The organism is Cytophagaceae bacterium (assembly GCA_016722655.1).
Lineage (GTDB): Bacteria > Bacteroidota > Bacteroidia > Cytophagales > Spirosomataceae > Leadbetterella.
This window is the reverse complement of the sequence record JADKIR010000004.1, coordinates 399965-421343: the sequence shown is the minus strand read 5'-3', so window position 1 is coordinate 421343 and position 21379 is coordinate 399965. Positions and strand designations below refer to the sequence as shown.

Genomic DNA, 21379 nt, shown 5'->3' with positions numbered 1-21379 from the left:
TGATAAGCTTTCAGCTTTTCAAAGTTTTTTAAAATTATGAACAGAAGAGATTATATAAAAAATACAGCCACCATGCTGGGAATAAGCCTGGTGGGAGTTTCGTTGAGTGAAATATTGGTTTCGTGTAAAGAAAATGCTAAACTTAACTGGAAACCCGTCTTTTTTGACAACAATCAGGCGGCTTTGGTAGCTGAGGTAGCCGAAACAATTTTGCCCAAAACCAAAACTCCGGGAGCTAAGGAGATGGCTGTACCGCAGTTTATTGATAAAATGGTCAAAGACACGATGGATGAAGGTGCCCAGAAAGACTTATTGGAAAGTTTGGGCGAATTTGAAGATGAGGTCGATAAGAAATTCGGAAAAAGTTTTTTGGAACTGACCCAGGCACAAAGAACTGAATTCCTAACCGAAATGGATAAAAACAAACCCCGCTCTGGTGTGGGTATGTGGGGGATAGCCCTGGAAAAAGAGGCTCCAAAGCCTACTTTTTTCAAAATTATCAAAGGTCTAACGCTTTTCGGGTTTTACACTTCAGAAGAAATCGGCCGAAACGTATTGGCCTATGACCCTGTACCAGGGGAGTATATTCCTTGTATGCCCTTGAATGGTCAAAACGCCTGGAACGAATAAAAACATTTTTTTGATTAATTAAAAGCAGAAATCTGAAGTCGGATTTCTGCTTTTTTGTTTGAAATCTATATTAGAGTACTTTTTAATTCGCTAAATTTTCAATAAACTATTAAAATTATTAATTCCAAATATCTGAAAAGACCCGGGAGCTTAATATTGAATCATGTCGTTTTTTTTGCCTGAAATTGGAAAGTATTTTATTTGAAAAAATCTTAATCCTAAAAAGAAGTACATTTTTTTATACAAAACTTTTTGTACTCAATAAAAATCTGACATTAAGATATTTTAACAAAAATTAATTGCAATGATGTAGCCAAAATGCCCCTGAATTGCTTGTATTTTTAATTTTTGATGTAGTTTTGATGTAGTAGAAAATTAGATTGTTGTTGGCATAGTTTCTAAATTTGTTCTTTGATTATGAATAAAATTTATTGAAAAGTCAATAATTAATCAACCTTGGATTATGAGTAATTTTTTCCGAAAAGCCGTACTTTTAAGAAGCACATTTTTATTTGTGCTTTTGTTAACTTCAATGGCTGTATGGGCACAACAGATTACCGTGAAAGGCATTGTAACCGACGCCCAAACCAAAGAAGGTATTCCGGGAGTTTCAGTAAGGGTTAAAAATGCCACCGCTGGTACCATTACCGATGTTAACGGAACTTATTCGCTCCAGGTTTTGCCAGATGCAGTTTTGCTTTTTAGTTCTGTCGGGTTCGATAATAAAGAGGTATCCGTAAAAGGACAAACACAACTCAATGTTACGTTAGGATTTGCAGAGAATATTCTCGAGCAGGTCGTTGTCGTAGGTTATGGCAGCCAGCGAAAAGTGGACATCACCGGTTCAACCAATAGTATCAAAGGTGAGGATCTGCTCAAAATGCCGGTAATGACTCCTACTCAGGCCATTCAGGGCAGGGTTGCGGGTGTACAGATTATTAGTTCCGGTAAACCCGGAAGTTCTCCTTCAATCAGAGTTAGAGGGACAGGTACTGCTCTTGCCGGTACAAGTACGTTGTTTGTAGTAGATGGTGTACTTACCGACGACATCAGCAACATTAATAATTCGGATATTGTAAACATTGATATCCTGAAAGATGCTTCGGCAACTGCAATATATGGTGCCAGAGGTGCCAATGGTGTGGTAATCATTACAACCAAAAGGGGTCAAACAGGGAAATTAAAAGTTGATTACTCGCTTAACACAGGTTGGAGGTCAGCCTCAAATTTGGTTAAAATGGCCAATAATACCGAATATGCCAACTATGTAAGTGCAGCGACATCAAATGTTGTCAATGCCGGGGCCGTTTCAACCGACTGGTACAGTCAGATACTTAGAGATGCTTTCATGCAAAACCATAACCTTTCGCTATCTGGTGGTTCAGAAAGTAATCGTGTTTTTCTGAGTTTGGGATATTTAGGTGATCAGGGAATTGTGCTTAAAAATCAATTTAACCGTTTTACTGCCAGGCTCAACAATGACCTTAAAATCAATGATTACATCAATACCGGTGTGAGTATTTCATTTGCTAACTCACATGATCAGAATGTAAATCTTGGGTCAGCCTATAACAACGCTTACCGTGCTGCTCCAATCATTGAGCCTCGCGATGCAAACGGACTTTACGGAAATACCTCACTTTACCAAAACGTAGGTAACCCTATTTTGGATATCAATAATAATGATGACAAAATTGTAAGAAACAGATTACAATCTTCAGGTTTTTTAGAAATTAAACCATTGAAATTCCTGACTTTCAGAAGTAGTATAGGTGGTGATCTCAATTTTACCAATGAAAATATTTATAATGTAAAATTTGACAATGATCAGACCACATTTATCCTTCCGGGTGGAAATCAAAGAAATCCCAACAGTAACCTAACCGCAAGGTTTGACAACTCGTTTCACTGGGTTTTTGACAATATTGTGACATTCGAAAAAACAATACAAAAAAATACCATCAAATGGTTGGTCGGAACTACAGCAGAAGAGTATTCTTTCAGAAACCTTTCAGGCTTTAGAAAAGACATACCTGCAGCTGACAACTTATGGTATCTCAATACTGGTAATGCCAACACTTCAACAAATAGTGGCTCAGGAGACAAATGGGCACGTAACAGTTACCTTACCCGTTTGAATCTTAACCATGATGATACCTATATGCTTACAGCAACTTTACGAAGAGACGGATCATCAAGATTTCCGGTTCAAAACCGTTGGGGTATGTTTCCATCATTTGGTGCAGGTTGGATAATTTCCAATGAAAAATTCATGGCGTCGCAAACCTTCTTCAATACACTTAAAATCAGGGCATCCTGGGGTCAGGTGGGTAACGACCGAATCCCTAGCGATGGCTACATTGTAACCGTAGATCAAAATCAGGCATATGCATTTGGTGGAGGTACTGCTACTCCTGGTGTGGCCATCACTCAAATCAAAGACTCAAATCTTAGGTGGGAAACAACTGAGGAAGCCGACTTTGGTCTTGAATGGAGTGCTAAAAATGGGAAACTCCAGGGGGAATTAGGTTTTTATGACAAAAAATCAAAAGACCTTTTGATCAATGTAAAAGTCCCTTCGGTAACAGGCGACAAAGATGGGATAGTGCTCACCAATGCAGCCTCTATTCGTAACAGAGGTTTGGAAGCTTCGGTTAACTGGAAAACCAGAATCAATCCCAATTTTTCATATAACATTGGAGGAAACATCACATTAAACAAAAATACGGTTATTGGTCTTAACGGCGGACAACCCATTCTTGATGGAGGTATTGGTGCCGGGCAACAATATACTACCAAAACTGACAATGGTCAGCCGGTGGGTAGTTTCTATGTTTACAATGTTCTGGGAGTTTTCCAAACCGACGAAGAAGTCATAGCTTATAAAAACACTGGTGGTGAAGTGATTCAGCCAAGTGCCGCCGCCGGTGACTTTAAATATCAGGATGTAAATGACGATGGAAAAATAGACGACAATGACAGGGTTTTTGCAGGTTCTTATCAGCCAAAAGCCTATATGGGTATCAATTTGGGTGTAAGTTGGAAACAATTTGATTTTAGTACTGATTTATACGGTGCTTTTGGAGGAAAAATTTATAATGGGAAAAAAGCATTTCGCCAGGGTTTGCTCGATAACGTTGAAAAATCAATGGCATATAGCAGATGGACCCGGGGAAGCGGAATCAATGACGAACCTGCTGCCAATGGAGGGTATCTTCCTGCATCTACCTATTTTGTAGAATCTGGTGATTTTATAAGAATCAATAATCTTACTGTGGCATACAATCTAAAATCTGATTTTATGAAAAAACTGAAAGCAGAATCAGGTAAGGTATTTATTATGGCTCAGAACTTTTTTACTTTCAAAAAATACTCCGGTTTTACGCCTGAGCTGAGTTCTGATTCACCTACACGTAGTGGGATTGAGCTCAATGCTTACCCTACCACAAAAACATTAGCATTTGGACTTAATATCGGATTTTAAGATGAAAACAAAGGATATGAAAACGAAAATAATCATAAGCATTCTTACCGGCAGTTTAATCTTAAACAGCTGTAAAAGTGATTTTCTCGAAGTACCCCTTCAAGGACTACCAACAGCCGAAACTGACCCAAATTTGGCACAAAATTTAGTTATTGGGGTTTATAATAGCCTTATGTTGGGCGAAGCATTTGGTGCTCAAGGCGATGCCCACGGTATTGCCTTTGTTACTGCCACCAATATTATTTCTGACGACGCTGATAAAGGCAGTACTGCCTCAGATCAAGCCGGTACAGTTGGTGTTTTGGATAATTTTACCCATACGCCAACCAATTTATTTGTGCAATCATTGTGGGCAGGGCATTACAACGGAATTGCCAAGGCAAATAACGCCATTGCTATAGTTGAGAAATCACAGTTGCCTGATGCAGAAAAAAATAAGCTGCTGGGCGAAGTGAGATTTATCAGAGGATATTATTACTTTAATCTGGTCAGATGGTTTGGCGGTGTCCCTAAAATTCTTAGGGTTCCCGTCAATGCCGAAGATGCCAACAGTGATCCTGTATTTCAGACCCGTGCATCAGTTGCCGAGATTTATGATGTAATCAAAACTGATATGCAGTTTGCGGTTGATAACTTACCCCTAAGGACACAGACCCAGGCTGGTCGAATATCTAAAGGCACAGCACAGGCCATGTTGTCGAAGGTTTATCTCTATCTTAAAGATTACCAAAAAGCTTATCAGTTGAGTAAAGAAGTGATGAATTCTGGTCAATACAATTTGTTGGCTGATTACTCACAAATCTGGCGTCAGGCGGGAGACAACAGCCGTGAAGCTATTTTCGAAATCCAGACCGGCGTATTCAATAACTCAGATTTTGGTGTAAATACTTACTCAATGTTTCAGGGACCACGCGTCGGAGGTAAAGGAGGTTGGAGAGACCTGGGATGGGGCTTTAACAATCCCAGCACTTCATTGGTTAATACCTATGAAAACGGTGACAAACGCAAAGATGCTACGATAATTTTCATTGACAATTCAGGAAAATACAAAGGCACCTTATTGTTTGATGGATTCAGAGTTCCTTCATCCGATTCAGTAGAAAACCTGAGATACAATTATAAAGCTTATCATTCTGAAAATCCTAATGTGGAAAATTATCTTGGAAACAGAGATTTGAAACAAAAAAATGTTCATTTGTTAAGATATGCTGAAGTGCTTCTGATCAATGCCGAAGCGGCCAATGAAACGGGCAATTCCGGAGAGGCTTTAAACGTTTTAAATATTATCCGCAAAAGGGCCGGCTTGGCCGAATCCGCTGTTTCAGGTCAGGCAGCTCTAAAAGAAGCTATTTGGAAGGAGCGTCACCTTGAACTAGCTATGGAGCACGACAGATGGTTTGATCTTGTCAGAACAGGGAAAGTGGAGCAGGCAATGAAAGCTGCTGGTAAGCCATTTGTAAAAGGCAAACATGAGCTATTACCTATTCCGGCTTTACAGATAGCCCTGAGTGGGAATAAGTTGACCCAAAATCCGAACTATTAATTAATCTAAATACTGGTAATTTTTTTCAAATCACAAAATTCAAATTTCTATGAGAAAACAAGTTTTAAAACTAAGTGTTATCGCCGCTATGATGGGCGTTACTTTTATGGCCTGTAAGGAAGAAGAAGCTCTTCCGCCCATTGGTGGTTACAATAGTGCTTCTGAGGTAGGTTCTGCCAACCTTGTTGCTTATTGGGATATGGAAGGCACTGGAAAGGAAGCAAAATCAAGTGCAATGCCTACCAAATCAATCAATGCTACATTTGGTACAGGAGTAAAAGGCAAAGGAGTTACTTTCGCAGATGGATATATGGCTTTTGATGCCATTACAGCTTTGAATAGTCTTCCAAATGTAACAGTAAGTGCCTGGGTTAACGTTTCTAACAACGGTAGCTCACCTGCATGTTTCTTCTCTTTGTCACGTCCTAACGAATGGGCCGGCAATATCAACCTAATGGCTGAAACAGGCTGGAAAAAAGCTACTTCAGATACCATGGTGGTAAAAGGTTTGGTAGTTACTAAAGTAAACGGTAACGATTCATGGCAAGATTCGCGTAATGAACCTACTAAAGGTGGTGTTCAGGCTGCGAAAATTGGCGGAAAATGGGCACATGTTGTAATGACCTGGGATGGTGCTACATCTATGTTTAAAGTTTATGCCAACGGAGTGAAAATTTCTAACCCTGAGTGGGAAGCCAGAGGAACCACCGGTCCTTTGAACTTCACAACTCCAACCAAAGCAATCATCGGTACATGGGGTTCTGTAGTTGCAGGAAATCCTGAATCGTGGCAAAAAGCAATGACCGGCTCTATGGACGAAATCAGAGTTTTCAACAAAGCTCTTTCTGATGCCGACATCAGTGCATTGTATCAATTGGAAATGGCCGGAAGATAATTTCATCCGGTTTTAATTCAGAGTGAATGCCTCAATCAGGCATTTACTCTGTTTTTCAAAAAATCCTTTTTTTCTTCTCCCTGTATTTTACCCATCATTTATCATGAGCTTACTATTAAGGATTTTCATCCTGAGCATGTCCCTATTGTCTTCCTGTAAAAACGCCAGCCCAACACCGGTAACATTTTTAGAGGTTAAGTCAGTCCTGATTGATGGGCTGAACACATCGAACAACACCCTTCAAAATATTTCTGCTAATCCCAAAATAACCATTAACTTTTCCTCAAAACTTCAGCCAAGTTCACTCGATAACTCATTGATTCTAACCAATTTTGCAACCAAAGAAACCGTTAAAACCAATTTTCAATTAATAAAAAATGATAGCTCGGCTGTTTTCACCCCACAAAATCCACTAAAGAATTTATCAAAATACAGTTTGGAGTTAAATCAAACTGTGAAATCCAGTAAAAATGAACAGTTACAGTCGGGCATTCAGGTTAATTTTACAACCCTGATGGACTCCACCGACAAATTTCCCCGGATTTCAGATGAAGAATTGTTGACTTTGGTTCAAAAACAAACATTTAAATATTTCTGGGACTTTGGTCATCCGGTATCAGGTCTTGCCCGTGAACGCGACACCTCCGGTGATATCATCACTTCCGGTGGCTCGGGATTCGGCATATTGGCCATTCCGGTAGCCATCGATCGTAACTTTATTTCGAGGCAGGAAGGACTCGATCGAATGCTAAAAATCACAGATTTTCTTATCAATAAAGCCGAAAAGTTTCATGGCGTTTTTCCGCATTGGCTCAACGGTGCCACAGGGGTTACCGTTCCGTTTAGTTCAAAAGATAACGGTGCCGACCTGGTCGAAACCTCCTATCTTATGATGGGATTATTAGCTACCAGACAATATTTTGATCAAAATTCTGAAAAAGAAAACCTGCTAAGAAAACAAATAACTCAACTTTGGGAAGCTGTAGAATGGGACTGGCACACTCAAAACGGTCAAAAAGTACTCTATTGGCATTGGTCACCAAATTACGGATGGCAAATGAACCACCAGATTCATGGCTGGAACGAAGCCCTCATTACCTATATCCTTGCCGCTGCATCACCCACGCATGCTATTTCCAAAGACGTTTATGACCAGGGTTGGGCACGCTCAGGTGCACAAAAAAACGGTAAAACCTTCTACGGTTATAAACTTCCGCTCGGCGAAAACCTCGGTGGACCACTATTTTTTGAACAATATACATTTCTTGGCATTGACCCCCGAAATCTTACTGATTCCTACGCCAATTATGCCGAGCAGACACGAAATCATTCTCTGATAAACCGGGCATATTGCATTGAAAATCCTAAAAAATATCTGGGATACAGCAAAGACTGCTGGGGACTTACCGCTTCCGACACCTACAATGGTTACTCTGCCCATAGTCCCACCAACGACCTTGGCGTGATCACTCCCACAGCTGCCTTGTCTTCAATTCCCTTTACCCCGGCTGAGTCAATGGACGCAATGCGTTTCTTTTATTTCAAACTTGGAGATAAACTCTGGAAAAACCACGGCTTCATTGATGCCTTTAGCCTGGATCGTGGGTGGTATGCCACATCGTTTTTAGCTATCGACCAGGGTCCAATTATCGGAATGATCGAAAACCACCGCACAGGCCTTTTATGGAAACTCACCATGAAAGACCCCGATGTACAGGCAGGACTAAAAAAACTAGGTTTTAAATTTTAAAAACACAAATAGATAAATTATCAGGGCGTGCCCCCATCAAAAAAGCCTCTCAGCTTTTTTGATGGGGTCGGGTGTTCACCACTCGCTTTTGCGTGTCCGCCATGCGGCAGTCCACCCAAAGAGCTCAAACAATGGCTCACCCCCTCACGCGAAACTCACCTGTTCATTGTAATATTTTTAATTCATTATTCGTCAACTTTTCAGATTATCATCGTTTTCCATCTGAAACTAATCCTTTATCATTTTTTGATTTTCTAACCCATTAAACATTAAATCATAATGCATATATATCCTCGAAAACCCTTCATTTATCTTACAATTTTCAACTTTTATCCCAACTAAACCTTAATTTCAAAATAGTTTCTTAATTTCATTGCTAAACTCTAACTAAAGCATCAAAAAACTATGAAAAAATTTCTATTTGTAATTCTTTTTTCCGCGGTTTCATTGTCCCTCAAAGCTCAATCTGAGGATGTTGACATGGAAGCCATTAAAAAAATCAGAAAAGAAGGCCTCGAAAACTCAAAAGTGATGGACATCGCTTTTTATCTGACCGATGCCAACGGCCCTCGCCTTCAGGGATCACCAGGCTTCATGAAAGCCGCCAATTATGCCAAAAACAAACTCACGGAATTTGGCCTGAACGATTCACGTCTCGAAGCCTGGGGTGATTTTGGTAAAGGCTGGGAATTGCAAAAAAGCTATATTGCTATGACTGCACCGTATTACCGTCCTTTAATCGCTCTGCCAAAAGTTTGGACAGGTGGCACCAAAGGATTAGTCCAGGCCGAAGTCCTATTAGTTGACGAGACCGACACTACTGCATTGGAACAATACAAAGGGAAAATGAAAAATAAAGTTATTTTGCTTTATAAAAATGATAAAATCAAACTCTCATTTGGTCCTGATGCAAAAAGATTTACCGAAAAAGAGTTGGAAGAAATGGTTAATGCCAAACCCGAAGCTACAAACCAGAGAGATACCACTTTCAGAAACATGATTGCAGCCATGCGAAAAGCCAGTTATTTGTCCAACAAAACCAAAGAAATGGCAGTAAAAGACGGTGCGATAGCATTTTTTAGCATGAATCCACTCGGAAAAGACGGGACAGTATTTGTTACCGGCGGAGGTTCTTACAAGCCGAAAGACCCTGAAAACCTCTTGGATATAGCTCTTGCAGCTGAAGATTATCTGACATTGTGCAGATTGGCCAAAGCCGGTATTCCTGTTAAGCTTGACTTGGATGTGAAAACGAAATTTTATTCAGATGATTTAAAAGGGTACAATGTCCTGGCAGAGATTCCGGGTTCTGACCCTAAATTAAAAGATGAAGTTGTAATGCTGGGAGCCCATCTTGATTCCTGGCATACAGGCACCGGGGCAACAGACAACGCAGCCGGTTCGGCCGTTATGATGGAAGCCGTAAGAATTCTTAAAGCTTCCGGACTTAAGCCCAAAAGGACCATTCGCATTGCTCTTTGGAGTGCCGAGGAACAGGGTTTACACGGTTCCAGAAACTATGTAAAAAATCACCTCACTGATACCACTACCATGAAACCTAACGCTGAAGGTGACAAGATTGCAGGGTATTTTAATGTTGACAATGGTACCGGAAAAATCAGAGGTGTCTATTTGCAGGGAAATGAAGAATGCCGGTCTATTTTCACTAAATGGCTGGAACCTTTTGCTGATTTGGAAGCCAAAACCCTTACAATCAGAAATACAGGAGGAACTGACCACCTGGCTTTTGATAGAATTGGCCTTCCGGGCTTTCAGTTTATCCAGGACCAGATCGAATACAATACCCGTACGCATCATACCAACATTGATACTTTCGATCACCTTTTGGAGGATGACCTGAAGCAAGCCGCTACCATTGTTGCAGCATTTGTATATAATGCTTCGGTAAGGCCGGAAAAACTTCCCAGAAAAAAATAAAAAGTACAGTAATGTGATTTTTATAGAAAAAAGCCGGCTATTGTCGGCTTTTTTTGAGCCACTGAGCGGACTCGAACCGCTGACCCACGCATTACGAATGCGTTGCTCTACCAACTGAGCCACAGTGGCAACAAAAGTAAAGATTGATTTTTTTCGCCGATAAATAAAAGGCTTTTATCAGTTTTTTTTAAAAAATCAAAATAAATATCAGGGTATTTTTGTATTTATAAATTGTAAATAAATCAGTTAAATATTAATCCTTTACTACTAATTTTTTCCCCTTGACAGCACAGTAAAGGACAGTCTCGGCCCCGCAAACTTTTATTTTTACCTTAAATATTGTCAAATAAAAAGAGATGTTAAAACAGTATAAACATGTAAGTTATTTATGGGATGAAGGCAAAGCCGCCGAACTGGCCGGTGATGAGGTCGCCCTTTTTATATATAGATCCAATATGTTAGGGGCAGACCTACGCCTGACCAACTATGGTGGAGGTAACACATCGGTTAAAATTACTGATAAAGACCCACTTACAGGTTTCGAAACCGAAGTGATGTGGATCAAGGGTTCGGGCGGTGATATCGGTACATTGAAAAAATCAGGTTGTGCAGCACTTTATATGGACAGGCTGCTGTCGCTTGAAAATGTCTATCGCGGCATCGAATTTGAAGACGAAATGGTGGGTCTTTTCAATCATTGTATTTTTGATTTAGACTCAAAAGCACCTTCAATTGATACACCACTGCATGGATTTTTACCATTCAAGCACATTGATCACCTTCATCCCGATGCTGCGATCGCAATAGCTGCTGCAAAAGATGGGCAAAAAATCACAGAAGAGCTTTTAAATGGTGAGATCGGTTGGGTTGGCTGGCAAAGACCGGGTTTTGATTTGGGCTTAAAACTCAGTGCTTGTCTCAACGGAGCTGCCGAAAAAGGTATAAAGCTAAAAGGAATTGTGTTGGGTTCTCATGGCTTATTTACCTGGGGTGATACTGCATATGATAGCTATATAAATACACTTGAGGTAATTGAAAAATGTGCCGAATATCTTGAGCAAAATCTTGGGAAAACCAGACCAGTTTTTGGCGGGGCAAAAATCCAGAGTTTGGATAAGAAAACAAGAAAGTCAACAGCTGCCACGATAGCTCCGATTTTGAGAGGCTATTGTTCTTCCGAGCGAAAAATGGTGGGCCACTTTACTGATGATGAGCGGGTTTTGCAATTTATCAATTCCAATGACCTCAACCGTCTGGCTCCTTTGGGTACTTCATGTCCTGACCACTTTTTACGGACCAAAATCGCCCCATTGGTTTTGGATCCTGCAAAAATCGAAGACTCAACATATCTTGATTCCGTTTTTGAGGAATATAGAACAAGTTATAAATCTTATTATGACACATGCAAGCATCACAACTCGCCTGCCATGCGTGACCCCAATCCGGTTGTGATACTGTATCCGGGTGTGGGTATGTTTACTTTTGCAAAAGATAAAACCATGGCTCGTCTGGCTTCGGAATATTATATCAATGCCGTAAATGTGATGCGGGGTGCCGAGGCCATTTCAGAATATACTGCCTTGCCACGCCAGGAGGCTTTTGATATCGAATATTGGCTTTTGGAAGAAGCCAAATTGCAGCGTATGCCGAAGCCAAAAGCACTTTCAGGTCGTATTGCTTTGATTACCGGAAGTGCCGGTGGCATTGGAAAGGCCATTGCTAAAAAATTTGCAGAAGAAGGAGCTTGCGTGATTTTGAATGATATCAACCAGGAAAGACTGGACGGTGCCACTGAAGAGTTTTTGAAGCTTTTCGGAAAAGATGCGGTGTCATCTACAGTGTTAAATGTGACCGACAAGGATTCAGCTTTCGAGGCCTTTGAAAACGCCGTTCTGGCATTCGGTGGAGTTGATATTGTAGTGAATAATGCCGGAATAAGTATCTCTAAATCAATTGGAGAGCATACCCTTGAGGAGTGGGATAGACTCTATGATATTTTGGTAAAAGGCCAGTTTATTGTTTCTCAGGCAGGGATTGCTATTATGAAAAAGCAGAAAATTGGCGGAGATATCGTAAATATTGTTTCAAAAAATGCAGTGGTTGCCGGGCCTAATAACCCAGGCTACGGTTCTGCAAAGGCCGCTCAGGCACATTTAACCCGTTTGATGGCAGCAGAATTGGGTGCTGACAAAATCAGAGTAAATACTGTAAACCCTGATGCTGTCATTTCTGATTCCAATATCTGGGCAGGAGGTTGGGCAGAAGGCCGTGCCAAAGCTTATGGAATTACTGTAGAAGAACTTCCGGCTTATTATGCAAAAAGGACTTTGCTCAACGAAATCATCCTTCCTGATGATATTGCCAATGCCTGTTTCGCTTTTGTGGGAGGACTGCTCAATAAATCTACAGGCAACGCCCTCAACGTAGATGGCGGCGTTGCAATGGGATTTTATAGATAAGATTATTATTTTGTAATTTGAGGACTTTAATCTCTTATTACACAAAGAAAATAGAAAAGAATAAATAAATTCTTCCTCCCCTCTCCTCAGGAGAGGGGCAGGGGGTGAGGTAAAACTATGATACTACAATCAACCGAAATAGAAAAATCAAATGCCGGAAAGCTGGCAAAGCATAAGGCACTTTTTGAATTTGCAAAAAATGAAATCCCGAATGCCGAGGAAATCATCAAAAGACTTATTGACTTTCAGGTGGCGATTCCTTCCTGGGCTTTAGGTACCGGAGGTACGAGATTTGGCCGTTTTCCGGGTGGGGGAGAGCCGGGAAGTTTGGAGCAAAAAATCGAAGACGTGGGTCTTTTGCATAAGCTAAACAACAGCTCTGGAGCCATTTCACTACATATTCCCTGGGATATTCCTACCTCTCCCAAAGATATTCAGGCATTGGCCGCTCAACATGGCCTGGCATTTGATGCTGTCAATTCCAATACTTTTCAGGATCAGGCCAGACAGGAATTGAGCTATAAGTTTGGTTCATTGCAAAATGTCAACAAAGCCATCAGAAAGCAAGCCATTGAGCATAATATTGAAGTGATAAAGCATGGCATTGATTTAGGTTCCAAGTCATTAACCGTTTGGCTATCAGATGGTTCATGTTTTCCGGGTCAGTTAAATTTTAGAAAAGCTTTTGAAAATACACTCGAAAGCCTTCAGGAAATATATGCAGCACTGCCTGAGGACTGGAAGATGTTTGTGGAATACAAAGCCTTTGAACCCAACTTCTACTCCATGACTGTGGGCGACTGGGGGCAATCTTACCTTTATGCCTCAAAATTGGGTCCTAAAGCTTACACTTTGGTCGATTTGGGCCATCATTTACCCAATGCCAATATTGAGCAAATCGTAAGTTTATTGATGATGGAGGGTAAATTAGGTGGTTTTCATTTCAATGATTCAAAATACGGCGACGATGACCTCACCGTGGGCAGTATCAATCCTTATCAGTTGTTTTTGATATTCAATGAGTTAACCCAGGGTTCACAACCCGGAAATGCCCCTTTTGAGGCAGGATCAGGATTTGGTTGGATGATCGATGCCAGTCATAACGTTAAAGACCCGTTGGAAGATTTGCTTCAAGCGGTAGAAGCCATTATGATTTCTTATGCTCAGTCACTTTTGATTGATTCCATAGCACTAGAGGAGGCACGTGAAGACAACGATGTGGTAAAAGCTCAGGAAATATTGCAGGGAGCTTACCGCACCGATGTCAGAACCTTGGTTTCTGAATCAAGACTTAGAACCGGAGCCGCTATTGACCCATTGGATGTTTTCAGAAGGCTGAAAATCAGAGAAAAACTAATCGCTGAGCGTGGCAAAATGACCATTGCAACCGGATTGTAATATTTTTTGTTTGTATATTTGGATTAAAATTTTAACAAAATGATTACGGTATCGATAAAAAGCAAAGGTTTGAGTAGTCCCAAGGCTATTTCGTTAGCGAAAAAATTATTAAAAAGTAAAAATGATTTACTCGAAGAAATTAAACTTGATGGTCAAAATCCAGCTTTTATAGAAAAAATAGACGAACTCAGGAAAAAAAATGCAAAATGATGCAAAAAGATATTATGATTTTTTCTATTTAGGAGGACCAAATGAATCTTATGCGTTTGTCACTGAAAATGAAATATATTATGAGGCTAAATTTAAGCCGAGTAACTATTTGTTTTCCAATCTAAAGGATGTAGAAATTAATGTCTTTGAATTTGTTATTGACATAGCTATACCTTCGAAAAACGGCAAGTTTCCATCGGATTCAAAAATACCAGAAACAATTTCTTTACTCATCAGGGATTTTTTCAAAAAAAATTCAAATAAAGCCATTTTGTATATTTGTGATTCCTCCGATTCAAAGCAATCAGCTAGAAAACGTAAATTCGATAATTGGGTTCAATTATTTAAAGGGAATGAGTTTTTTAAAGTTGATGCCGAAATTATTGATAATGCTAAAAACAAAATTTATAGTTCGCTGATAATTAAGGCAGATAATCCACATTTCAATGCAATTATCAAATATTTTGGCTCCTTATCTTCTGAAAATTCCAAATGAAAGTAGCCCTTTTCATCCCCTGTTACATTGACCAATTTTATCCAAAAGTTGGAATAGCAACATTGGAATTGCTTGAAAAACTGGGCTGCGAGGTTGTTTTTCCTGAAAACCAGACTTGCTGTGGTCAGCCTATGGCCAATTCGGGTTATGAACATGAATCGGAAGGCAGTACCCGTAATTTTCAGAATAATTTTGACGAATATGAATACATTGTTGCCCCTTCCGGCAGTTGTACTTTGCATGTCAAGGGGCACATTCCCTTAAAAGGAAAAATATACGAACTCACCGAATTTATCACAGATATACTAAAAATCGAGACTATGGAAGGAAGTTTCCCTCATAAAGTGGGCCTTCATCAAAGTTGCCATGGATTAAGAGGATTATTTACGGCTCAAATGTCAGAACTTAATGCACCCCAATTTTCGAAACCAGAGCAATTGCTGAAAAACTTTAAAGGAATTGAATTAACCAATCTTTCCCGAAAAGATGAATGTTGTGGCTTTGGAGGAACTTTTTGTGTCACAGAAGAAGCCGTTTCGGTAAGGATGGGACAAGATAGGATAGCTGATCATCTGAAAAGTGGTACAGAAATACTAACAGGCGGAGATACCTCATGTTTGATGCACTTGGAAGGAATCATTCGAAGAGAAAAGCACTCAATTAAAGTTATGCATATTGCTGAAATCATAAATCAGGCTATTTCATGACCACTCACAGTAAGTCTGCTGAAATATTCAACAGCGATTTTGATCGCACCACCTGGCACGATGAAACCTTGTATTTTGTTCGTCAAAAAAGAGATAAAGCCGCATTTCAGATTGACGATTGGGAATTATTACGAGAAACGGCTTCTCAGATAAAGTTTAACGTACTTTCCAATCTTTCAGAATATCTCATTCAATTTGAGGAAAATGCTTTAAAAAACGGCATTAAAGTACATTGGGCAGCCGATGCCAAGGAGCACAATGAGATTGTTTTCAATATAATTTCAAAATATTTTGAGGGAAATATACCCAATGACACCTTCAAAGGCATAGTAAAATCAAAATCTATGCTCACAGAGGAGTGCCACATGAACGAATACCTGATTTCGAAGGGAATCGAAGTGGTGGACACCGATCTCGGTGAAAGAATCGTGCAGCTGGCTGAGGAACCGCCATCACATATCGTTTTGCCCTGTATTCATTGGAAGAAGGAGGAAATTGGTGAGCTTTTTCATAAACACCTGGGAACCGAAAAAGGCAACAAAGACCCCAAATACCTCACAGAAGCTGCCCGACAACACCTTCGGGATAAGTTTTTAAACAGAAAAGTGGCTTTGACTGGTGTAAATTTTTCAGTAGCAGAAACCGGTGAATTTGTGGTTTGTACAAACGAAGGCAATGCCGACATGGGTACCCATCTTTCTGACTTGCACATTGCAAGTATGGGTATGGAGAAAATCATTCCTCAAAGGCAACATTTAAGTGTGTTTTTAAGATTACTGGCACGCAGTGCTATCGGGCAGCCCATTACGACTTATTCCAGTCATTTCAGGAAACCCAGAGACGGCCAGCAGATGCACGTTGTAATTGTGGATAACGGCCGTTCAACGCAATTGGGTAGGGAAGATTTTAGAAATTCATTAAAATGTATTCGTTGCGGGGCTTGTTTTAATACTTGCCCTGTTTATCGCCGCAGTGGTGGTCATAGCTATCATACAGCCATTGCCGGGCCAATAGGTTCTATTTTGTCTCCAAATCTTGATATGAAAGCCAATGCCGATTTGCCATTTGCGAGTACGCTTTGTGGTTCATGTAGTAATGTTTGTCCGGTTAAAATAGACATACATCAGCAATTGTATAAATGGCGTCAGGTTTTGGTAAAAGAAGGGCATACTTCTGCTACTAAAACATTGATGATGAAAGGGATGTCAAAGGTTTTGGCGAGTCCGGCAGTTTTTAAGTTTTCGGGAAAAGTGGGAAGGGTGCTTATGGACAAAATGCCATTTCTTGTTAATAATGGCCTGAATCCCTGGTACAATCAGCGGGAAATGCCGGAGCCACCTAAAGAGAGTTTCAGAGATTGGTATAAAAAAAACAGGGGCTAGGAAATGACAACCAGAGACCAAATATTAGCCAAAGTAAAGCAAAACCAACCTCAGTTGGTACCTTTGCCTGATTTAAGTTTGCTGGGCAAAGAATCATTTGATTCTGTAACAAAATTCGCAGAAACTGCCATAGCGATAGGTTCGGAGGTAATCGAGATCCGGGATTTTTCTGAAATCCATAAATATATTAATTCAAAATATTCTGGAAAAACCCTTAGATCAACTTTGGCTGATTTTAATATTGAAAATTGGCTGGATCTTTCCCCAAAGGAACTTGACGGAACAGATTTTCTTTTAGTTGAAGCCCGATTGGGGGTTGCAGAAAACGGCTCTATTTGGATTTCAGATTTAGAATTAGGTCAACGTGTGGCACCATTTATTACCGAATATTTAGGGGTCATTCTGGATAAATCAAAAATTGTAAATACCATGCATCAGGCTTACCAACTTATCGGAAACGAAGATTATGGTTTTGGTCTTTTCCTTGCAGGTCCATCGAAAACTGCAGATATAGAGCAGTCTCTTGTGCTCGGAGCTCATGGGGCAAGAGGCCTTGTTATTTTTCTTAAATAATTCTTATCAGAAATTTTTAGTCCATCCAAAAGCTTTTTTTTCCTTACAAACTTTACTTCTTTTTCCCCAAATGCCTATACGTTTACTTTGAGACGTGATTTTATAAAAATATTTTTTATTTTTTTACAATAAATTCACAAAAACTAAAGTTTTAGTTAAAATATCTTAAATTTTTTCCCTGTACATTATTCAAACCAAAAACAATTAACAACTTGCATTCAATATCCTTTTAAACATTATGAAAAAGCTATTACTATTAACATTTGCGGCAATGATTTCATTTGCCGTCTCGGCTCAGTCTTACTCTATCAAAGGCACGCTCAAGGACACTTCCAATGCACCTTTGTCATTTACTTCGGTGTTTTTGCTTTTGCCTTCCGATTCCTCATTGGTGACTTTTTCCAGAGCAGATGAAAACGGGAATTTTGTTTTCAAAAACATCAAAAAGCAAAACTATCTGTTAAAAGCCACCTTTGTAGGCTTTCTTCCGCTGCAGGAATTAATAAAATTTGACCCAGCGGTATTGAATAAGGAACTCGGTGATATCGTTTTGAAACCTATTCAAAAAGAGCTTTTTGAGGTGGTAATTCGGACAGCAAAGGCTCCGATGGAAATTAGGGGAGACACCATCGAATATGATGCCCGGAAATTTAAGGTACCACCGGGATCATCGGTTGAAGACCTACTGAGAAAACTCCCTGGAGTACAAATTGACGCCGAAGGGAACATAAAAGCCCAGGGAGAAGAAGTGAAAAAAGTGCTCGTGGATGGCAAAAGATTTTTTGGTGATGATCCGAAAGTCGCGACCAAAAACCTGCCGGCTGAAGCCATCAATAAGGTTCAGGTTTTTAATGATAAATCAGAAGCTTCAAAAGTTACAGGAGTGGAAGACGGCAAACATGAAAAAACTGTAAACCTCGAATTGAAGGAAGAATTTAAAAAAGGAGGTTTTGGAAAAGGTACAGTAGGGGCAGGTACAGATGATCGCTTAATGGCAAAAATGAATTACAATAAGTTTGACAAGAAAAACCAGTTTGCCATTGTTGGTTTTGGGAACAATATCAACCAGTCTGGATTGTCAAATAATGATTATCAGGACTTTAGGGGAAGTCAGAGCTACCAGTGGAATGACAACGCTGACTTTGGTTTTAATTCTGGTGGTGCTTTCAGGATTATTTATGATGATGGGAGTAGCAATGACGAAAGTCTGGAAATCCCGCAATCATGGGGGCCGGGACAAGGTCTCTCCAAAAACCTCGCAGGTGGTATGAACTATAATTATGATACCAAAAAGACAAAATTTAGCTCAAATTATTTCTTTAATCAAACCGATCAGTCCTTAAATCAAATCATAAATTCCCGGTATCTGTTTTCAAATTTGAGCTATAATACGGCTGACTCCAGTCGTTTTGGAAATTTTATTCAAAACCACCGATTAAGTTTGCGATTTGAAAAAGAATTGGATTCACTTAACACATTGGTTACTTACGTTAACGGTCGTTTTGGCTTTAGAAATCAAAGTACCTTTACGATGCGTGACTTTAACAATAACGATTCAGAGAATTTCAGAAATCAAAAAACCGACAATAGTTTTGACGGAAGCTCTCATAACATCGTTGGTTCTGCCATTTACAGGCATAAATTCATGAAAAAAGGCCGAAATTTCTCACTTTCAGGTACTTTTAGTGAAAGTAATAATGATCAGGACGCATTACAAGAATCGCTTCTTAAAGAATTTCCGGTCAATGGTCAGAGTTTTCCACTTGGCGGATTTTATGATATTTTCCAAAATGTTTTAAATCTTAGCCAAAATCGGGAATATAAAGCTTCTGCATTGTTTATTGAGCCTTTTAAAAAGAAGTTTTTCTGGGAAACATTCTATAATTTTTCTGTAGCCAATCGTTTGGTTGATCGCGACGTTTTTAGTTTGTTTACTGATTCAAAACCGCGTGTTGACTCATTGAGTCGCTATTTTGAGAGTAATCAGGTTTATAATCGATTGGGGAGTTCGGTAAGATATTCTCATAAAGGATTCAACTTGTCGGTAGGCCTGGCTGCTCAACAGATTGATATCACCGGCCAATTTTTTAATACCAAAGGAGGAAAAGAATTAGGAGTAATTGATAATCCATATTTTTCCGTAGTACCCAATATCGGCCTGAATGTACAATTAAAAAACAACAAATATCTGTTTGCCAATTTTGATACGGGTGTTGAAGCGCCTTCTATTCGCAACCTCCAGCCATTCGCCGATAACTCCAATCCTCTTTATATCAGAAACGGGAATCCCGATTTATTGCCAACAACCACCCGCTCAGTCGGTTTAGGTTTTGGGTCGTTTAATCCAGCTACTTTCATAAATATGTGGCTCAATATTAATGGTTCGTTTATCGAAAACCAGGTTGTTCAAAACCAATTTATTGATTCAAAAACTTTATTGACCACCCTCACTCCCGAAAATGTTTCAGGAGGAAAGAGATTTCAATCTTATTTTGATCTGGGTTTTCCTATAAAAAAGACAAAAGTAAGTGCCGGTTTAGGCCTAAACAATGGAATAAGTAAAAACCTGGTTTATATCAATTCAGTTTTAAACGAAAACCTGACACAATATTATGGGCTTAATTTGCGTCTCGATCTTACTCCAGTGGCTTGGTTCTCTATGTTTTCAGCTCTCAATTATGGACTAAATTTCAGCGATTTCTCCATAAATTCTGCTCAGAATCAGAAGTTTAATAATACTTCAATCAGGAATAATTTAACATTGCAAATGCCAAAAATGTGGTATTTTTCAGCAGATTTTAATTATTCTCATTTCAAAAATGAAAAACAAAACTTTGACCAACATTTGCCAATATTAAATGTAAGTACCTATAAAATATTTGGAAAAGGTAAAAAATCGGAATTGAGATTGAGTTTGTATGACGCCTTTAAAAGAAACCTGGGTGTAAATCAGTCTGCATATCTCAATGTGGTAAGTAATACCGTCACCCAGACCCTCTCCCGATACGCTATGCTGTCTTATACCTATAATATGAAGGGTATGAAGACAACTATGAAAAAATCAAGATGGGAATAATTTGATTTTGGATTTACGATTTTGGATTTTTGATTAAAAAAAGAAAATATGAAAAATATAGTTAAAATATTAATAATTAGCTTTTTGAGTTTTCCGGCAATGGCACAGTTGATGTCGGGTCAGATAATTTTTGAACGGAGAGAAGATTGGGTAAAAAAAATGAATAAGGCCAAATATCTGACTCAGGAAGAGAAAGACAGGGAAGAACAAACCTGGAAAAATGATGAAATATATGTGCATAAACTTGTACTGACATTTACCCCCAATCAAACTTTTTATACTCACGAAAACCAGACCCAAACGTCTCAGGATGGTACCTATTCATGGAGAGCCGATGATTATATAGTAACCCGTGATTTTGACAAAAATACCTTGTTTGAATATAAGGAAATGCTGGTGAAAAATTATATAATCAAAGACAGCCTGCAGGCTCCTAAATGGAAGATTTTGAATGAAATCAAAGAAGTGGCGGGCTATATATGCATGAAAGCCTCTACATTTGATGCTATAAAAGACCAGGAAGTAGTAGCATGGTTTTCTACAGATATTCCCGTTTCGGGTGGTCCTGAAGAATATTATGGCTTGCCGGGCATGATATTGGAGCTCAATATTGATAATGAGGCCGTGCTCGTTACGGCTACAAGTGTTGTTTTAAACAAAGACCAAAAGTTGCCGGAATTACCTAAAAAAATGAAAGGTAAAACGATAAACCTAAAAACTCAAAGTGAGCTGATTACAAAATATCGCAAAGAGCAGGAAGCCTTACACCGTTTCCCCTGGGGCATCAGATATTAAGATACGACAAAATTTCAAAATCCTCATTTGTGTGCTACAGATG

Annotated in this window: 15 protein-coding genes and 1 tRNA gene; 15 read left to right on the top strand and 1 reads right to left on the bottom strand. The window is 39.4% G+C overall.

The window, feature by feature from the left end; all coding sequences use genetic code 11:
- Positions 1-36 precede the first annotated feature (36 nt).
- The 6 genes from IPP61_02500 to IPP61_02475 all read left to right on the top strand — a co-directional run bounded on the left by IPP61_02500 (position 37) and on the right by IPP61_02475 (position 10240).
- A complete protein-coding gene (locus IPP61_02500) occupies positions 37-630 on the top strand; it encodes a gluconate 2-dehydrogenase subunit 3 family protein (GenBank protein ID MBL0324043.1) in 594 nt (197 codons plus the stop codon).
- A gap of 463 nt (positions 631-1093) precedes the next feature.
- Positions 1094-4114 (top strand): TonB-dependent receptor, encoded by a 3021-nt coding sequence (locus tag IPP61_02495; protein ID MBL0324042.1) that lies wholly within the window; start codon positions 1094-1096, stop codon positions 4112-4114.
- Between the two features lies 1 nt (position 4115).
- A complete protein-coding gene (locus tag IPP61_02490; GenBank protein MBL0324041.1) occupies positions 4116-5657 on the top strand; it encodes a RagB/SusD family nutrient uptake outer membrane protein in 1542 nt (513 codons plus the stop codon).
- A gap of 49 nt (positions 5658-5706) precedes the next feature.
- A complete protein-coding gene (locus IPP61_02485; GenBank protein MBL0324040.1) occupies positions 5707-6552 on the top strand; it encodes a LamG domain-containing protein in 846 nt (281 codons plus the stop codon).
- 103 nt (positions 6553-6655) lie between these two features.
- On the top strand, positions 6656-8302 hold the full coding sequence (locus tag IPP61_02480) for an Ig-like domain-containing protein (GenBank protein MBL0324039.1): 1647 nt from the start codon (positions 6656-6658) through the stop codon (positions 8300-8302).
- Between the two features lie 405 nt (positions 8303-8707).
- Positions 8708-10240, top strand: a complete 1533-nt coding sequence (locus IPP61_02475; GenBank protein MBL0324038.1) for a M20/M25/M40 family metallo-hydrolase — start codon at positions 8708-8710, stop codon at positions 10238-10240.
- Positions 10241-10296: 56 nt separating this feature from the next.
- Here IPP61_02475 and IPP61_02470 read toward each other — a convergent pair.
- A tRNA-Thr gene (locus IPP61_02470) sits at positions 10297-10369 on the bottom strand.
- Positions 10370-10596: 227 nt separating this feature from the next.
- On the opposite strand from IPP61_02470, the gene IPP61_02465 reads away from it, so the two are divergent.
- From IPP61_02465 to IPP61_02425, 9 genes are all read left to right on the top strand, one after another.
- Positions 10597-12699, top strand: coding sequence for a bifunctional aldolase/short-chain dehydrogenase (locus IPP61_02465; GenBank protein ID MBL0324037.1), 2103 nt, complete (start codon positions 10597-10599; stop codon positions 12697-12699).
- Between the two features lie 117 nt (positions 12700-12816).
- Positions 12817-14097 carry a sugar isomerase gene (locus tag IPP61_02460; GenBank protein ID MBL0324036.1) on the top strand — a complete coding sequence of 427 codons (1281 nt, stop codon included), beginning with the start codon at positions 12817-12819 and terminating at the stop codon, positions 14095-14097.
- Positions 14098-14136: 39 nt separating this feature from the next.
- Positions 14137-14307 carry a hypothetical protein gene (locus IPP61_02455; protein ID MBL0324035.1) on the top strand — a complete coding sequence of 57 codons (171 nt, stop codon included), beginning with the start codon at positions 14137-14139 and terminating at the stop codon, positions 14305-14307.
- Positions 14297-14803 carry a hypothetical protein gene (locus IPP61_02450; GenBank protein ID MBL0324034.1) on the top strand — a complete coding sequence of 169 codons (507 nt, stop codon included), beginning with the start codon at positions 14297-14299 and terminating at the stop codon, positions 14801-14803. Before IPP61_02455 ends, IPP61_02450 begins: the two co-directional genes overlap by 11 nt.
- Complete coding sequence (locus IPP61_02445) at positions 14800-15510, top strand: (Fe-S)-binding protein (GenBank protein ID MBL0324033.1); 711 nt, start codon at positions 14800-14802, stop codon at positions 15508-15510. Before IPP61_02450 ends, IPP61_02445 begins: the two co-directional genes overlap by 4 nt.
- Positions 15507-16892, top strand: a complete 1386-nt coding sequence (locus tag IPP61_02440; GenBank protein ID MBL0324032.1) for a lactate utilization protein — start codon at positions 15507-15509, stop codon at positions 16890-16892. The genes IPP61_02445 and IPP61_02440 overlap by 4 nt, the downstream gene beginning before the upstream one ends.
- 3 nt (positions 16893-16895) lie before the next feature.
- On the top strand, positions 16896-17465 hold the full coding sequence (locus tag IPP61_02435) for an LUD domain-containing protein (protein MBL0324031.1): 570 nt from the start codon (positions 16896-16898) through the stop codon (positions 17463-17465).
- A 238-nt stretch (positions 17466-17703) separates the two neighbouring features.
- On the top strand, positions 17704-20541 hold the full coding sequence (locus tag IPP61_02430) for an outer membrane beta-barrel protein (GenBank protein ID MBL0324030.1): 2838 nt from the start codon (positions 17704-17706) through the stop codon (positions 20539-20541).
- A 48-nt stretch (positions 20542-20589) separates the two neighbouring features.
- Positions 20590-21336: a GLPGLI family protein gene (locus tag IPP61_02425; protein MBL0324029.1), complete on the top strand. Its 747-nt coding sequence runs from the start codon at positions 20590-20592 to the stop codon at positions 21334-21336.
- The last annotated feature ends 43 nt before the right edge of the window (positions 21337-21379 follow it).

Coding starts and splice junctions, on each gene's coding strand:
- IPP61_02500 (MBL0324043.1), top strand. CDS start 37: ATGAACAGAAGAGATTATATAAAAAATACAGCCACCATGCTGGGAATA.
- IPP61_02495 (MBL0324042.1), top strand. CDS start 1,094: ATGAGTAATTTTTTCCGAAAAGCCGTACTTTTAAGAAGCACATTTTTA.
- IPP61_02490 (MBL0324041.1), top strand. CDS start 4,116: ATGAAAACAAAGGATATGAAAACGAAAATAATCATAAGCATTCTTACC.
- IPP61_02485 (MBL0324040.1), top strand. CDS start 5,707: ATGAGAAAACAAGTTTTAAAACTAAGTGTTATCGCCGCTATGATGGGC.
- IPP61_02480 (MBL0324039.1), top strand. CDS start 6,656: ATGAGCTTACTATTAAGGATTTTCATCCTGAGCATGTCCCTATTGTCT.
- IPP61_02475 (MBL0324038.1), top strand. CDS start 8,708: ATGAAAAAATTTCTATTTGTAATTCTTTTTTCCGCGGTTTCATTGTCC.
- IPP61_02465 (MBL0324037.1), top strand. CDS start 10,597: ATGTTAAAACAGTATAAACATGTAAGTTATTTATGGGATGAAGGCAAA.
- IPP61_02460 (MBL0324036.1), top strand. CDS start 12,817: ATGATACTACAATCAACCGAAATAGAAAAATCAAATGCCGGAAAGCTG.
- IPP61_02455 (MBL0324035.1), top strand. CDS start 14,137: ATGATTACGGTATCGATAAAAAGCAAAGGTTTGAGTAGTCCCAAGGCT.
- IPP61_02450 (MBL0324034.1), top strand. CDS start 14,297: ATGCAAAATGATGCAAAAAGATATTATGATTTTTTCTATTTAGGAGGA.
- IPP61_02445 (MBL0324033.1), top strand. CDS start 14,800: ATGAAAGTAGCCCTTTTCATCCCCTGTTACATTGACCAATTTTATCCA.
- IPP61_02440 (MBL0324032.1), top strand. CDS start 15,507: ATGACCACTCACAGTAAGTCTGCTGAAATATTCAACAGCGATTTTGAT.
- IPP61_02435 (MBL0324031.1), top strand. CDS start 16,896: ATGACAACCAGAGACCAAATATTAGCCAAAGTAAAGCAAAACCAACCT.
- IPP61_02430 (MBL0324030.1), top strand. CDS start 17,704: ATGAAAAAGCTATTACTATTAACATTTGCGGCAATGATTTCATTTGCC.
- IPP61_02425 (MBL0324029.1), top strand. CDS start 20,590: ATGAAAAATATAGTTAAAATATTAATAATTAGCTTTTTGAGTTTTCCG.